Consider the following 15,439-nt stretch of genomic DNA (forward strand, 5'->3'; position numbering starts at 1 on the left):
TTAATGCTGCAATAAATATTAGAAATGAAGGATTGCGACTTTTGGAGTTAGGAACTAGCTCTTCTGCCCTTGGAGGGGATGTAAGACCAAAGTCTTCAGGACGTAAAAAATCCATGAAGATAGAGGCAATCCCCAATGAATTGGGAAGCCTACACTGTACCGCAAGGTCAGTGTAGGTAGTTCACATAAATTTGTTTGGGAAGTGTTATGGCAGGCGATCGCAATATATCCGCCATTCGCAGCCAGCACCAAGTGGGCAGGTTGAAAGTCGGCAGGTTGACAATTTAAACTTGCCAACTTTCCTACCAATCGCTCAATACTTCCGTTCCTTTGGCTCAAACATGGTAATCGTCACCGGGCGATCGCGCAAATCTATCCCGGCTGGAGAATAGTAAGCCATCGTGTGCTTGAGGAAATTGTCATCGTCTCGCTGGGGATAATCTTCGCGGTAATGAGCGCCTCGACTTTCTTGACGGTTGAGCGCCGATGTCAGAATCATTTGTCCGACAATAATCAAACTGCGGAGTTCCAGCGCCTCAATGACTTCAGTGTTCCAGAGTTTACCCTTGTCATCTAAGTAGATATCCTGAGATTGCTGCTGAATTTGTTGCAACTTGCTCAAACCTTCGCGCATCAATTCCTCGCTGCGGAAGACGCCGCAATACTCAGTCATGCAGTCTTGGAAGGCTTGACGCACTTGGTTAATCCGGTATTGTCCCGATTGCTCTAGTTGCGCTTGGATTTTGCAGTAAGCTTCCAAGAGATAGGGTTGCTCATCCAGTTCTGGCAACTTGCGGTTTTGGACAAATTGCGCGATCGCTGCCCCAGTTCTTCTGCCATAAACGATACACTCCAGCAGGGAATTACTGCCCAGCCGATTTGCCCCGTGAACCGAGACACAAGCAGCTTCTCCAGCGGCAAAGAAAGCGTCAATTAAACCATCCGAGCCACTTTGCACCTGACCGCTGGTATTGACAGGGATACCGCCCATTGAATAGTGAACCGTAGGGCGCACGGGCATCGGTTGATCTACGGCGTCGATGCTGAGTAATCGGTGAGCTTCTTCCCAGGCAAAGGGAACCCGACTCATAATTTTTTCTCGCCCCATGTGGCGCAAGTCGAGATAGACAAAAGGGCCACCGGCGCTGCCATCGGGATGAACGCCCCTTCCAGCGCGAATTTCTCGCGCGATCGCTCGTGAAGTAATATCGCGGGGAGCGAGTTCCATACGACTGGGGGCATAAGTCGCCATAAAGCGATCGCCCTGGGCGTTGATCAAATACGCGCCTTCACCCCGCACTGCTTCCGAAATCAGCACCCCCACCGGATACAACCCCGTCGGGTGAAACTGCACAAACTCCATATCTTCCAGCGGCACCCCGGCGAGGGCAGACATCGCCAACCCATCCCCCGTCGAGGCGTAGTCATTCGAGGTGGTATTGAATACCCTCCCATAGCCACCCGTGGCGAACATCACCGCCTTCGCCCGCACAACCTCAATTCGCCCATCCAGAATCTGGTACATCACCACACCCTTCGCCTGGGCGTCTTCCAGAATCAGCTGCATCACGTACCACTCATCGTAAATGCGGACGCCGTGACGCCTGAGATTATTCACCAGTTCGTGCAGAATGGCGTGACCCGTCTTATCCGCTGCATAGCAAGTGCGCCGATGAGAATGTCCCCCAAAAGCCCTCTGGGCAATGCGACCATCCGGTAATCGGGAAAACAACACTCCCATGTGTTCCAGGTCGATTACCACGTCTGGAGCCTCGCGGGTGAGGATTTCCACCGCATCCTGATCCGCCAGGTAGTCAGATCCCTTTACGGTGTCAAAAGCGTGGGCTTTCCAACTGTCTTCGGCGTCTACATTCTTCAGCGTTGCCGCCATACCCCCCTGAGCAGCGACAGAATGGGAACGAATCGGGTGAGTTTTGGCAACTAGCGCCACATCCAAGCTGGGGTCGGTGCGGGCAATCTCTAAGGCGGCGCGACACCCCGCTAATCCACCTCCCACAATGACGACATCGTGTTCAAGCATCTTTAGATCCGATCTTTGGAATTCTTATATTCATGCTGACGCAATTAAAAACTTCCCCACCACAAAGCGGGGAAGTTCTTCATAAATTTCAGGACTTACGCCACATCACCACATCTGAGGGCTTTTCCCAGGGGGATTGAACCCGAAAAAACGCTATATGTATAAGCTTTGCGTAAGTCCTGAATTTGTTAGTTGTCAGTTGTTAGTGGCGTGACACAGAAGAATGCAAGTGCATCTGCTTGTAGCTTGGGTTGAACGGAGGGAAACCCAAATTTCTCTCTCTAGAGAGTGTTGGGTTTCGTACCTCAACCCAACCTACTAGCAGATGCACTATTTTAAGTGTGCCACGCCAGTAGGCTAGCACGGCTGTGGAACCTTACTTGTCCGTTGAACACTTAGCCATTTCTTCTTGCAACTGACCGACCAAGGACTTATGACTCTTCAACTGGTCACTTGGGCAGGTTTTTGGTTGGGTAAACTGCCACCGACGGTCTCAGTGGTGTCCCCGATATCCATAGCAGAAACCTCAATGTGGTTAAACAACGTGGTCACGAAGGCAAAGAGCAAGAAGGGCAGAGACAGCACTAGGATGAGTCCAACAGTCATTAGGGCGTAAAGTTGACGAGTGGTACTCCACAGCGCTAGTGCAGATGCCAGACTAATGAATATGACAATCAGCCAAACAATGATTTGCCCATAGATATCGCCAAAGGAGAGAGTACAGACGAAGCGATACTTTTGCATTTTATCCATGACGTTTCCCTTGCAACATTCCTTTAAAGTTCTAGGTTAAGGTTCTGACACGGGCTTGGCAGATTTCTAAATCTTTTTACAAGAGTTGCAATATAGCTTTACAATCTACCCCAGGGTGCCGAACGGTTGCTACTCACTGCATTCCAGCCATAGCGATCGCTCTCGAATTAAAAATCATTATCCTTCCTTCGCAGCATTCCCAGAACGATTATCGGAAGGTGATTCTTCTTTTTATAGCAAGAAAGCCCAGTTTTGAGTGTGTTAGCGCCGCAGCTACTCCGATTGAGCATTTTGTAGATGATTTTCTGGATGATTTTCAGCGATCGCTCTCTTGACAAATGAACTCCCATTTAATTTATAGATTTTCTAACCTGACGCCAGAAACCTCACTTAACACAACCATCAAGTAACAACATCTATCAATAGTTTAATATTAAAATCTTTTTCAAGTGGAGTAGGTAATATCACGGAAATCGCTATGCGAATAAGAGTGTGTTTTCTAGAAGAATTACAGTTGTGGTAGTTCTAGGCTGGGATTACAAAATTTAATTACTAGACATAATCCCCTAGGTAGGATTTTGGCTTCTCAGATTCCCTGATTGAGAAAATGAGCCTGAATTTAAATTGTGTTTTTTTATACTGTATAAATTTCCCATCCTTGGCAGGAAGTAGGAACACGTAGTAGGAGCATTATGCTGCAACTTTTGCAGATTTTTTTGGGTTCAGACTCTTTTATTCCACACGGACATTGTTACTTGTGGAAGCCAGAGTTGGTAGGGCTGCATATCACATCGGATGTGCTAATCGCTCTTGCTTATTACTCTATTCCCATAACGCTCTTCTACTTCGTCCAAAAGCGACAAGATTTACCCTACGCAGGGATATTTCTATTATTTGGAACCTTTATTATTTCCTGTGGCACAACTCATTTAATAGAAGTGTGGACGCTTTGGCATCCGATTTATTGGGTAGCTGGTTTTATGAAAGCTCTAACTGCTGGAATATCAGTCTATACAGCAGCTAGCTTAGTGCCACTAATTCCCAAAGCCCTAGCGTTGCCTAGCCCAGCGCAATTGGAGATAGCTAACCGTCACCTGGAAACGGAAATTATTGAGCGCAGGCACGTTGAGGAGCATTTAAGGAAATCGCCACAAATGCTTCAGCTAGTCATGGACAACATCCCACAATTTATCTTTTGGAAAGATAGAAATTTTGTCTACCTAGGTTGCAATCGTAACTTTGCACAAGTATCTGGCTTTGATAATCCAGAGGAGATTGTTGGCAAAACAGACTATGACTTGCCCTGGAAGCAGGAGGAAACCGAATTCTTCCGCGCCTGCGACACAAGGATTATGCAAACGGATACACCTGAGTATCACATCCTCGAATCTGCTCTCAAGGCGGATGGTAAACAATCATGGCTGGACACTAACAAGGTTCCACTTCATGATGCTGAAGGAAACGTAGTAGGCATCCTTGGCACTTTTGAAGATATCACCGATCGCAAAGCTGCTGAAGAAGAGTTGCGTAAGAGCCGAGAACGGTTTGATTTAGCAGTTCAAGGTTCTAAAGATGGGTTGTGGGATTGGGATTTAGCAACCAATGAGATATATTTTTCGCCTCGTTGGAAGAGTATGCTTGGCTATGAGGAGCATGAGTTGTCCAATCAGATTGAAGAGTGGGAAAAACGACTGCATCCCAATGAGCGCGATCGCGCGATCGCTACCGTCCAAGCTTATTTAAATAGCCAAGCTTCTGATTACGAATTAGAGCATCGCTTGCAGCACAAAGATGGCTCCTATCGGTGGATTTTAGCGCGGGGAGCAGCGCTGCGAGATGGCAATGGTAAAGCGATTCGGATGGCGGGATCGCACACGGACATCACCCAGCGCAAGCGAACGGAGGAAACTACGAAAAAAGCCAAAGAAGAACTGGAATTCAGCTACAGCCTCGTGTGTACAGTGATTGAAGGCACCCCCGATGCTATCTATGTAAAGGATATTCAGGGTCGCTATTTGATGATCAACTCGGCAGGTGCTACTGTCTTTGGCAGACCGGAAGGGAAAATTATCGGCAAGGATGACACGGAGTTACTACCACCAGACTTGGCACATCCAGTCATGGAGACTGACCGCCAAATCATGACGACGGGCGTGACTCAAATTGTCGAGGAAACGATACTCACCAGAGGGATTACGCGGACGGTTCTTTCCACAAAAAGCGTCTACCGCGACCCCAAAGGGAACGTCATCGGTTTAATTGGCGTAGCACGGGAAATTACCCAGCGCAAACAGGCAGAGGAAGCGCTCAAGAAAGCCAAAGAAGAGCTGGAAATCCGCGTTGAGGAGCGTACCCGCGAATTAAGGGCTGCCATTGGGCAATTGCAAAGCGAGATCGCCTACCGGGCAGAGACAGAGGCGGCGCTGAAGGCGAGTGAGAAAAGATACCGCCATTTAGTCGAGACTTCTCAGGATTTGATTTGGTCGGTGGATAGAGAGGGGCGATTTACATTTGTGAACTCTGCTGTCAAAGAAATGCATGGGTACAACCCCGAAGAAATGATGGGGCGTTTGTTCAGCGATTTCCAGCCACCGGAACAAGTGGAGAAGAACTGGCAGATACATCTGCGCCTGCTGGAGGGTGAGCCGTATTTCCAATACGAGACGGTGCATCTGCGTAAAGATGGAACGCCGATCCAGATGAGCTTCAACGCGATCGCATCTAAGGACGACGCCGGAAACATCCTCGGCACCACGGGCACCGCCAGGAACATCACGAGTGCCAAACAAGCTGAAGTCGCACTGCGGGAGAGCGAACAGCGGCTTCAAGCCATTCTGGATTACTCCCCAGCCGCTATCTACGTCAAGGATATTCAAGGTCGAAATATTTTGATGAACCGCAAGTGTGCCAATTTGCTCAACGTGGATGCAGAGGCACTCAAAGGGAAGACAGACTACGATTTCTTGCCTTATAAAATCGCTGAGGCAATGCAAGCTAACGATCAAAAGGTACTTGCGGCAGGGATTCCTTTAGAAAGTGAGGAAGTGATTCCTCAAGACGACAGCTTACACACCTACATTTCGATGAAGTTTCCGCTTTACGACGAGAATGGTATGCCTTATGCAATTTGCGGCATTTCCACCGACATCACCGAACGCAAGCAGGCTGAAGTCGCTCTGCAACTATCGGAAACTCGATTTAGACAACTTGCCCAACAAGAAGAACTGCTCAACCGTCTAGCCAACCAGATCCGGAACACCCTCGATCTGGATACGATTCTGGAAACTGCCGTCGGGGCGATCCAAAGCCGGATGGGGATTGAGTTATGCACCTTCGCTTGGTATCGCCCCGATCCCTTATCCCCCGGCTGGGAGATCGTCAAGGAAGCGAGAACTTCCACCGAAGCGAGTTGGCTTGGCTTCTATCCGGCGGGATTTTTTCCGAAGTTTGAGGAAAAAATGCTGAATTTGGAAATGTTCCGCATGGATGAAGTGCAAAGTACGGACGATCTGGTGATTCAGCAAACGTTACTCGTTGCAGGCACTCAGTCGGCGCTGGCGCTGCCAATACAGACGCCGAGTGGCGAACTGGGTGCCTTGGCTTGTCATCGCCGCAGCCAAGTGCAATCTTGGACGGACAGCGAGGTGGAATTACTCTCAGCGGTTGTCAACCAGCTAGCGATCGCCATTAACCAAGCTGAACTTTACAATCAGCAGCTCGATGCCGCTAGCACTGCCCAAACTAAAGCCGCTGAGCTTGAACACGCTTTGCGCGAACTTAAGCAAGCCCAAGCTCAACTGATTCAAAGTGAAAAAATGTCCTCTTTAGGGCAGTTGGTTGCGGGGGTTGCCCACGAAATTAACAACCCCGTTAACTTCATCTACGGCAATCTCTCCTACGCCACTGCATACACGCTCAGTCTGCTGAACCTACTTCATCTCTACCAGGAACACTATCCCCAGCCACCCGCCGCCATTCAAGCTCAGACGGAAGAAATCGACCTGGTTTTCCTACTTGAAGACTTGCCTAAAATACTATCTTCCATGAAGGTAGGAGCTGACCGCATCCGCGAAATAGTCTTGAGTTTACGAAACTTCTCTCGTCTCGATGAGGCAGAGATGAAAACTGTCGATATTCATGAAGGCATCGATAGCACGCTGCTGATCCTGCAAAACCGTCTGAAAGCCAAACCGGATCGTTCCGGTATTCAGCTTGTCAAAGAATACGGCAATCTACCCCAAGTTGAATGCTATGCAGGACAGATCAACCAGGTATTTATGAATATTTTGACCAATGCAATTGATGCCCTCGAAGCAGTTCAGGCTTCGCGGTTCGCAGTTGACGGCAATGAAGCATCAACTATGAACCCCAAAGAATTTCCGACGATTTGGATTCGGACTTCTACTGTGAAACCCAATCAAGTCAGGATTCAGATTGCTGACAATGGCCCAGGAATGACGGAGGAAGTAAGCAGTCGGTTATTCGATCCGTTCTTTACGACTAAACCTGTCGGTTCGGGGACAGGTTTGGGGATGTCAATTAGCTACCAAATTGTAGATAAGCATAAGGGTCAACTGAAGTGTATTTCAGCACCAGGACAGGGCGCAGAGTTGTTAATTGAGATTCCGATTCAGCAACAAAAAAGTCAATTACTGGTGAATCAAGAAGTATAAACTGTAAATTTCTGCTGTATAAGAGATCGCACGACCCGAAAAACCCAAGAGCGATCGCTTTTTGAATCAATCTCTTAGCTTTTAGAGTTGATGTTATATTAAATTGTCATAACTCAGTCGAACTTGTCTTCCCGTGCAAAGTAACTTCAACAGAGATTCTGACTCTAGTCCTGCTATACAGAATAGCGATCCGGGTTTGCGAGAATTTGCTAACCGCCTTGCCAATAGTATCGAGCGAGATGCTTTAGTTCAAAAAACGACCGACGAGCTAAGAGACTTGCTTCAAGTCGATCGCGTAGTTTTATATTACTTTTATCGCCAGTGGAAAGGGCAGGTTACGTTTGAGTCTTTGAGGTCTAGAGAATACTCGATCTTCGGCGAAACAGGTGCTGATGATTGTTTTAATGATGAATATGCAGCCCTGTACCAAGCAGGAAGGGTACGAGCGATCGCAGATATTGAATTAGAACCCATTCACCCTTGCCACCGCGATTTCCTCCGTAGTATTAAGGTACGCGCTAATTTAGTTGTGCCAATTCTCAATTCCGTTCGGTTGTGGGGATTGCTAGTTACTCATAATTGTCAGGATGCTCGTACCTGGACATCTTCGGATATTGAAGCGATGCAAAAAGCAGCAGAAACTTTGGCAACGGCTCCTTCAATTCGAGATAGTTAAGTTGTGCTATCTCTTCAATGATTCGTGAAGGCTCCCATCCCCGACGGGAGCATCCCGATGACAGCAAATATACGCCCACAGGCTCTGTTGCCTCGATGCTCCATAAACAACGCCCGACGACTAAAGTCGGGCGTTTTTACTCACAACTCAAATCGGATTGCCATAAAAATAACTAATGTGTAAAATGTGCTTTTGCCTACCTGATTTTATGAAATTTTTGCTTGCAAAATGGTAAAATCACAACTTTTTAGAATCCTTGGGCGATCGCGCTCATTGCGTACTCAATAAATTGGCAGGTAAATTCCCTCTATTTCAGCTTAAATTCATCAAACTTTACCACCTCTGAGTCCGGTTTTCGCGTATCAAAACGGTAACTGCTCACCGTACCCGTTCCGGTATTGAAGATACTAAATACCGTAATCTCATTACTCGCCACATACGACAATGGCTTCCCATCTTCACCCATCAGCGGCGCAATTGTCGGTACCACTGCCTCCAACCCATTCGGATCGCCCGTTACGACATCATTCTCTTGATACTCTTCTGGTACAGGGCGCTTCTTTTCGCCCAGCGCCGCACCGTAGGAATTGCCTACATTCGAGGTTTCTAAAAAGTGCATCCCGCTAGAACTGACAAAGCGATTCCACAGGTGCGAGTGCCCATAAAATACTAACTGCACATTAGCAGCCTCTAGCAGTGGCTCCACATCTCTGATAATGTAATCGGCTTCTCTAGGGTACTTGTAACGCACCGAATTAATATTACCATCCGCATCTCGGTCGATCATCTGCACCGGATCGGTATAAGGAGGGACAATGTTATCGCCTAGTGAATGTGGCGGGTGATGAAACATCACGACTTTATACTTTGCTTGCTTAAACTCCGGGCTGTTCAGTTCTTTTTCTAGCCAGGTGTATTGTTCGCTACCCTTGGCAATTGGCTCAAAGATGTGCTGCCCATATCCCCACTTTTCCGGGCTATTTAAGTGTTTTTCTCGTTCGCGGTATCTTCCCTTTGTCTTCTCATCCAGCCCCCAGTAACGCCACGCATTGGTCGCGTAAAGTACCACCAACCGCACATCACCAAATGTTACAGCGTAATATTTTTTTCCACCTTCCTTGCTTTCAGGTAAAGTAAAAATTTCTTCGTAAGTATCGGTATTGAAAGAATTGTCTTTTAACTGTTGTAAAGACCCGTTAGCAAAACGGTTTAGTTGTTCTGCCTTTTTTGCATAGATTTCCTGGGCAGCCCAAAGAGGATAGGAATCATCGAACTGGTCGTTTAAGCTGCTCTCCATTGAGAAGCGCCCCATCACCTCATGATTGCCAATCGCCGCGAACATTGGGGCGTGTTGAATCATCTGTCCGCCCCGATAAACGGTTTTGACACCGTTGTGTTCAAGTTCGTAGTTGCTGCGACCTTGGAGACAAGGAAAGAAGGCACCCCCCCGATTATCATCAAACCACTCGGAGGCACGGTCGGGAATGTTTACTAAGTCACCGACAAAGAAGATAGCGTCTACTTGCCCGATCTCAACGACCTTCTGAAGATTGGCAGATGTCATCGGCTTGAGCTGGTGGTCGGAAGTGAGCAAAATTTTCAGTGATGTCCCCTGTGTGGGTGTGGGGGCGAGAGTGAATACCTCACTGCTAACGCTCGTACCATCTTCCCGCAGGCTGGTGACGCGATAAGAAACTCGCGTAGCAGGAGTTAACCCAGCTACCTCTGCTTCGTGCCGCCAGATGTCTCGATTGGTTGGCTGCTGGTAAATCTGACCGTCTTGAGTCTGACTTCCTACCCGCGATTGACTATCTTCACGAGTGCGGCTGAGTTTGGTGGTGGTGGCGACGACACTGCGAGCGAGATTCTGACCGTAGGCGACAGTATGCTCACCAGCAAACTCAGTAAACCACACGACTCGCACGCTCGTTTCGGTCGGCAGTTGTAGAAAGGGATCGCTCAGCAGCTGGGGTTGGGATGTCATAACTGGCTGCTTGGTAAATAGGACAATTATTAGGGTAAGCGATGTCAGAACCAGAAAAATAGCTGCTGTCAGCAGAGAGCGGCTGGTTATACCGTTGCGCCAATAAATTGCCCCAGATCCCTTCCATCCCCCTTGATAAGGCGGGCAAGGGAGGATGGAATGTGTTGCTTTAAAAAAGTGAATGGGTATTAGATGCCTGAGCATAAGCGATCGCTCCGCAACAATAATAGCGATACAGGCTATCTACACCCTAAGCCATTACCGTCTATGACAACGATGAGCGATTTGATCCCCGTAGGGATTCTCGCCTCTTTAAACTTACTGATTCTGCCGGACTAATCGGAGTGGCGGGATTCGAACCCACGACCTCAGCTACCCCAAAGCTGCGCGCTACCAACCTGCGCTACACCCCGGCACAGTCTTATATTGTATATCAGCTTTCTTAAAGCTGTCAAGATGCAATCAGAAAACCTTTAACATTTGAGTCGCTTGCAACAACTCAGGCACGGCGGCAGGAGTCCAGCTACCCTCGCCCCGCCGTCCTGTGTGGAGAATGAAGCGAAGGCTGTAAGCGTGGGGATAGCCCTCTACTTCCATCCAAAGTAAGTCGCTTTCGGCTTCGCAGGCGATTTTCTCCTCATCCATCAACTCAGCCGCAATCTGTCTCATACTTTCTGCCAATTGCGCCAGCAAGCGACAAAAGTCATTTAACTCCGCCTCCGTCAGCTCCATCGCCCAATCATCCCCACCGACTAACCCTTTATATTCAGCCGTGTTAGGGTTCCAGCCGATGCGCCAGCCAACTCCACTTTTGATGAGACGTTCCATGAAAGTAATTAAAAATTAAAAATTAGCAGAATCTAGGACTTACGCACTGTACAAATTTACCATCATGTGTATTAATTAAATTCGGTCGTTTCAGGCTTTTGGAGATTAACTTCAGATATATAGCGATCGCTAAAAAATCGTCAAAAAATGAAGTTTGAATGCCCCAAACCCGTACTTCATAAGTAGGTGGTGAGATTAATTATTTGTAGTAGTGGTTAGCGATCGCGTAACCCATGCAGATGTTGGGTTTCCTACGTCAACCCAACCTACGAACATCTTCAATTTAATCGTATCCGCCTACTTATTTGGTATTTCCTGGTGTAAGCCCTAGTAATTAAAAATTTTTTCTTTAATTTTTAATTTTTAATTTTTAATTTCTGAGCATCTCCCGGTTGGGGCAGTGCTACCCCGCCGCTGGGTTTGGGTGCTGCCTGTGGCTGAGGTGAAGCGCTGGGAGAAGGTACTGGTGCCTGCTGCTGAGAATTGGGAGTGAACAGGCTAACTAAGACTTGAACTAAGGCGTCTCGTTGCACTCGATTCAGGCGTTCTATGACAGCGCGATCGCTCTGCATGGGATTTTTCTGCAACGTATCATAACCTGGATATAGCGACTCCTGTATCAGTTCGTTTGCGCCCAGATAGTCCGCCAAAGTCAGTTTCCAGTCCAGCCGATAATTGGGCGGACGTGATTTTACATACACGTGATACCGGATAATCCGCCCCACGAGGGTATTTTCAGATGCCTGCTTGCCGGTTTCCTTACTGATGTATTGATTTTCTAGTGGCAAATCCGGTAGGCGTTGATAAACTTGCCGCCAGACATCCTGTGTTCCGTACATCTGGGCAATGGCAGGCGGTTCGGAAAAATGAAAAATCGAGGATGAAGGATGAAAGATGCTTCCCCAAGGGAATAAGAATAGCGCCGTTAGAAAAGCAACGGCAAAACGCAGCATTCGCCTGGGAAATTTTCTGGGTTGTCGCTTCATCTTGCCTCTTGTCTTTTATCTAATCGCCAATAATTTCCGGTTGTGTTAGCTCATCGGACATTTCCAGAATCGCCCGCAGCACTGGCTTCATCATCGGATCGTCAACATTGTCAAAGTCTTCATAGCGACGGCGCTTAGCACGATTCGCCACTTGAACTGTAATCCGGTAGCGATTGGAAGCGGCACTCACCAGCTCTTCAGCCCGGATTAAAACTTCGGTTGTATCAAACTTGTAACGCTTTTGTATCACGTTGTATTAGTTGTTAATTGTTGTTCGTGAGTAGAGGCGCACAGTCGCGCGACCCTACTGTCAGCTTGCACCCTTCAGTCTAGCAGGAGTCCCCAGTTTTTGTGGCTGTTAGCACCGCACAAAGATTCACCGAAGAATTTCTTTATAGACAAAGAATCGCTTAATATTATGTAGATTCTTATCAATGTATATCATTCTGAAAATAAATTCGAGATTACAGTCCATGCAAACACTTGTTGCTCCTACGATTAAGCCGTTCCCTGAAAGCGATCGCCATCCGCTGAAGCTTGTGGCACTGGGAGACAGTATTGTTTATGGATTCGGCGATCCGGAAGGTGGCGGATGGGTAGAGCGGCTGCGGCGTCGCTGGATGCTGCCAGATAGTCCGGGACACGTTCTCTACAACTTGGGTGTCCGGGGTGACGGCATTAGCCAAGTGCAACAGCGGTTAGAGCAGGAGTTTCGCCATCGGGGTGAACTGAGAAATCGCGTACCCAATGCGATTATTCTATCAGTCGGAGTCAATGATTCGGCTCGGCTGGCTCGACCGACGGGGCGGAATTTTACCGACTTTGAAGTTTTCAAAACAGAAATGGCTTTGTTGCTGGAGCGATGTACTCAGAGCGCTACCGCAACGCTAACGCAAAGATTCTGTCCGGTACTCTTTGTGGGGATGGTGCCGGTGGATGAGGCGAAAATGCCATTTCTCGACTGTTTTTACTACAATCACGCCGATCAATATCGCTATAAAGAAGCAACGCGGCTAGCGTGTCAGGCGCGACAGATTCCTTATCTGGATATTTTCGAGCTGTGGACGAATCGGGGTGAAGATTGGTGGCGATCGCATCTTACCGAAGACGGACTCCACCCCAATGTCGCAGGCTATCAGGCATTACTCCAAGATGTCCTCAACTGGGAGCCAATGCAACAATTGGCGAACGACAGCTTAGCGACAGCCTAAGCTGTCCCGCGTAGAAACACCCGTCACTGGGTTCACACCCTCTGCTCGCTGACAGAGCTGAGCCACTTCGTAGCGGTCAATCAGCGCATCCGTAAAATCAGCGCCAGTAATGGTGGTGTCGTAGAAGCGAGTCCGCGTCAACGTCGCTTCCTTTAAAATGGCGTTCGTTAAATTAGCCTCGTCCAACGTAACTCGGTCTACCAAAGCCCCAGTCAGGTTTGCCCCTTCCAGATTTGCTTTTAATAAAACTCCCTTAGTCAGAATCGCATTAGTAAGGTCAGCTCCCTGGAAGTTTGTTCCTCGCATTTCAGCCGCCACAAATACACCACCGACTAAATCAGCATTCGAGAAATCCCGATTTTCCAAATTAATATTGGTGTAATTAATTGCCCCTGCCTGAGCAAAAGCGGGAGTAGCACTCAACATCACCCACAGCCATGCTAAAGCTAACAGCAAGATAGCGCTAAGCACACGCCCCACAAAGTTTTTAATTGCTTTTAAAGTTAAAGGTTGCATAGAATTAATGAAAAATTAAACAGGAATTTGTTCTTTTTGAGGTTCTCAAGCTTAGCCTATAATCAAAGATAAAAATAAGACGGTTCTTCAATTCATTTTACATTTTTAATTGTATTGAGCCAGTCTTCACCCACTCGCAGGGTGATATCAGATTCCAAATCACCCGTAGAAGCTGCTTCAATATGACCGACGCCCAACACTCTTTTCAAAGCCGCTGCTTTTGTTAAGTCCCCTTGCTGCACAATAATTTGAGTTTGGCGTTCGCGGTCGGGCCAATCATTCACAACATAAACATTCGTAAATCCCTTAGCCGCCAGATATTCAGAAACGCGATAACCGATATTAGGCTGCTCGGTGGCATTTTGGATCGCAATTCTCAGAGTGCTAAGAGAACGGCTTGATTCTACAGATGCCAGAGTCGTTTCTTGTCCAAAATATTGGCGCATAATTCGATCTCTCCCCGCTGAATCCAAAATCCAATAGCTGGCAATGTACTCCTTGGGGTCGCTGAATCGACCGGGCAACAACACCATTTTGAAATCATCTTGCTCCAAGTTGATGCCAAAATTTGCCAGTGCTAGCGTTTCTTCCAAGCTGAGGTTAGTGTCAACGTACTTCCACATCACCCGGATTAGTTGAGGCAAACGAGGCAATACGGCTGGGTTCGTCAGACGCTGCCGCAACGACTTGAGAAGGGCTTGCTGTCGCTGAACCCGACCAATATCGCCGTTTTGGTCATTCCGGAACCGCGCAAATTGTTCTGCTTGGTCGCCATTGAGAGTTTGCCAGCCTGGGGAAAGATCGATTTTGAGTTTTTGGGTTTCGTCTACATAGGACATGGGGCGAGGAACAAATACCTCAATTCCGCCCACCAAATCCACTAACTCCCGAAAGGCATCGGTGGTGACTCGCACGTATCGATCGATCTGCACGTTGTTTAAGGTGCGGCTGACAACCCGTGCGGATAAGGCTGCGCCCCCATTGACATTCGCCTGGTTGATCTTATTAAAACCAACGCCCGGAATTTCCACTCGCGTATCTCGTGGAATGGAAAGCATTTTCACAGAATGGTCGATTGGGTCTAACCGCAACAGCAGCATCGTATCGCTGTTGCCGGTGAAATTATCCGGTGAGTTGTCCGGTGAGTTGTGGAGGCGGTCAATCCCCATGACCAGGACATTGACGGGTCGCGCCAGACGGTACTGAAAGCCCCTACCCCATCCATCAGTCGCGGTCTTTTGCCCTGGAGTATGGGAGGCAACGATCGGCGACAAAGGGGTAATCAGTGCTAAAGTTGCTCCTACTGTGGCAGAAACTGTTGCTGTGATGATAAAGGCAGCGATCCATAACAAGCGCCGCCCCAAGCTATTTTTTTGGGGCGAAACCTCATTTGCCACATCGCCTGTCTGCGATTGGGGTGAGGGATCGGGATCGTCATCAACGGCATCTGTAGGGGGATATGCCTGCTGATTGCCAGAACCCTTAGACGTTTCGTGGTCTGGACTGGTTTGAGACTGTTTGATACCTTCTTCCACGTTTACCTCACCACCACAACCTCAGCCTATCTGTATCTTTCTGGAGACTTATTTCCAAGGTGGATTATAACTTCAGGTTCTCCATCTCCCAAAGGAAATGACATTGCATCGCAGCGGTGCCTTCAGCTTGTTTGTACAAAAAGTGAGGAGAAGTTGCACGAGGCGTTTGATCGGGAGTGGGCACAAAGGTTGCTAGGCTGACACATCAACGCAAGGTTAACATAGAGCCAAAAAGA

At 48.1% G+C, this 15,439-nt stretch carries 13 protein-coding genes, 1 tRNA gene and 1 pseudogene; 6 read left to right on the top strand and 9 right to left on the bottom strand.

Annotated elements, in window-relative coordinates:
* Window positions 1-176, top strand: a pseudogene (locus AC2VDX_RS10400) (RNA-guided endonuclease TnpB family protein); the annotation flags it as partial.
* Between the two features lie 137 nt (window positions 177-313).
* On the opposite strand, the gene AC2VDX_RS10405 reads toward AC2VDX_RS10400, so the two are convergent.
* Window positions 314-2,041, bottom strand: coding sequence for a succinate dehydrogenase/fumarate reductase flavoprotein subunit (locus AC2VDX_RS10405; RefSeq protein ID WP_378180004.1), 1,728 nt, complete (start codon window positions 2,039-2,041; stop codon window positions 314-316).
* A 441-nt stretch (window positions 2,042-2,482) separates the two neighbouring features.
* Complete coding sequence (locus AC2VDX_RS10410) at window positions 2,483-2,794, bottom strand: hypothetical protein (RefSeq protein ID WP_378180001.1); 312 nt, start codon at window positions 2,792-2,794, stop codon at window positions 2,483-2,485.
* Between the two features lie 692 nt (window positions 2,795-3,486).
* Between AC2VDX_RS10410 and AC2VDX_RS10415 the strand changes: the two genes are divergently transcribed.
* From AC2VDX_RS10415 to AC2VDX_RS10425, 3 genes are all read left to right on the top strand, one after another.
* A complete protein-coding gene (locus AC2VDX_RS10415; RefSeq protein WP_378179998.1) occupies window positions 3,487-7,467 on the top strand; it encodes a PAS domain S-box protein in 3,981 nt (1,326 codons plus the stop codon).
* 175 nt (window positions 7,468-7,642) lie between these two features.
* Window positions 7,643-8,143: a GAF domain-containing protein gene (locus tag AC2VDX_RS10420; RefSeq protein ID WP_486928156.1), complete on the top strand. Its 501-nt coding sequence runs from the start codon at window positions 7,643-7,645 to the stop codon at window positions 8,141-8,143.
* Window positions 8,144-8,160: 17 nt separating this feature from the next.
* The gene (locus AC2VDX_RS10425; protein ID WP_486928152.1) at window positions 8,161-8,319 is read left to right on the top strand and encodes a hypothetical protein; all 159 of its coding nucleotides are present in this window, start codon (window positions 8,161-8,163) and stop codon (window positions 8,317-8,319) included.
* Between the two features lie 131 nt (window positions 8,320-8,450).
* Here AC2VDX_RS10425 and AC2VDX_RS10430 read toward each other — a convergent pair whose 3' ends face one another.
* A complete protein-coding gene (locus AC2VDX_RS10430; protein WP_378179992.1) occupies window positions 8,451-10,127 on the bottom strand; it encodes a purple acid phosphatase family protein in 1,677 nt (558 codons plus the stop codon).
* A gap of 192 nt (window positions 10,128-10,319) precedes the next feature.
* On the opposite strand from AC2VDX_RS10430, the gene AC2VDX_RS10435 reads away from it, so the two are divergent.
* Window positions 10,320-10,466, top strand: a complete 147-nt coding sequence (locus AC2VDX_RS10435; RefSeq protein WP_378179990.1) for a hypothetical protein — start codon at window positions 10,320-10,322, stop codon at window positions 10,464-10,466.
* Here the strand turns inward: AC2VDX_RS10435 and AC2VDX_RS10440 are convergent.
* The 4 genes from AC2VDX_RS10440 to AC2VDX_RS10455 all read right to left on the bottom strand — a co-directional run bounded on the left by AC2VDX_RS10440 (window position 10,467) and on the right by AC2VDX_RS10455 (window position 12,188).
* Window positions 10,467-10,540, bottom strand: a tRNA-Pro gene (locus tag AC2VDX_RS10440).
* Window positions 10,541-10,589: 49 nt separating this feature from the next.
* Window positions 10,590-10,955 (bottom strand): DUF1818 family protein, encoded by a 366-nt coding sequence (locus tag AC2VDX_RS10445; RefSeq protein ID WP_378179987.1) that lies wholly within the window; start codon window positions 10,953-10,955, stop codon window positions 10,590-10,592.
* A gap of 356 nt (window positions 10,956-11,311) precedes the next feature.
* Window positions 11,312-11,941, bottom strand: coding sequence for a hypothetical protein (locus AC2VDX_RS10450; protein WP_378179984.1), 630 nt, complete (start codon window positions 11,939-11,941; stop codon window positions 11,312-11,314).
* Window positions 11,942-11,960: 19 nt separating this feature from the next.
* Entirely contained in the window at window positions 11,961-12,188 is a 228-nt protein-coding gene (locus tag AC2VDX_RS10455) for a DNA-directed RNA polymerase subunit omega (RefSeq protein WP_378180013.1), read from the bottom strand.
* 226 nt (window positions 12,189-12,414) lie between these two features.
* Between AC2VDX_RS10455 and AC2VDX_RS10460 the strand changes: the two genes are divergently transcribed.
* Window positions 12,415-13,152 (top strand): GDSL-type esterase/lipase family protein, encoded by a 738-nt coding sequence (locus tag AC2VDX_RS10460; RefSeq protein WP_378179982.1) that lies wholly within the window; start codon window positions 12,415-12,417, stop codon window positions 13,150-13,152.
* Here the strand turns inward: AC2VDX_RS10460 and AC2VDX_RS10465 are convergent.
* Together AC2VDX_RS10465 and AC2VDX_RS10470 are read right to left on the bottom strand one after the other, a co-directional pair.
* Window positions 13,138-13,668, bottom strand: coding sequence for a pentapeptide repeat-containing protein (locus AC2VDX_RS10465; protein ID WP_378179979.1), 531 nt, complete (start codon window positions 13,666-13,668; stop codon window positions 13,138-13,140). The two genes, AC2VDX_RS10460 and AC2VDX_RS10465, sit on opposite strands and share 15 nt — an antisense overlap.
* A gap of 92 nt (window positions 13,669-13,760) precedes the next feature.
* Entirely contained in the window at window positions 13,761-15,203 is a 1,443-nt protein-coding gene (locus AC2VDX_RS10470; protein WP_378179976.1) for an LCP family protein, read from the bottom strand.
* Window positions 15,204-15,439: the final 236 nt, after the last annotated feature.

The sequence above is a fragment of the Coleofasciculus sp. H7-1 genome (assembly GCF_057473865.1).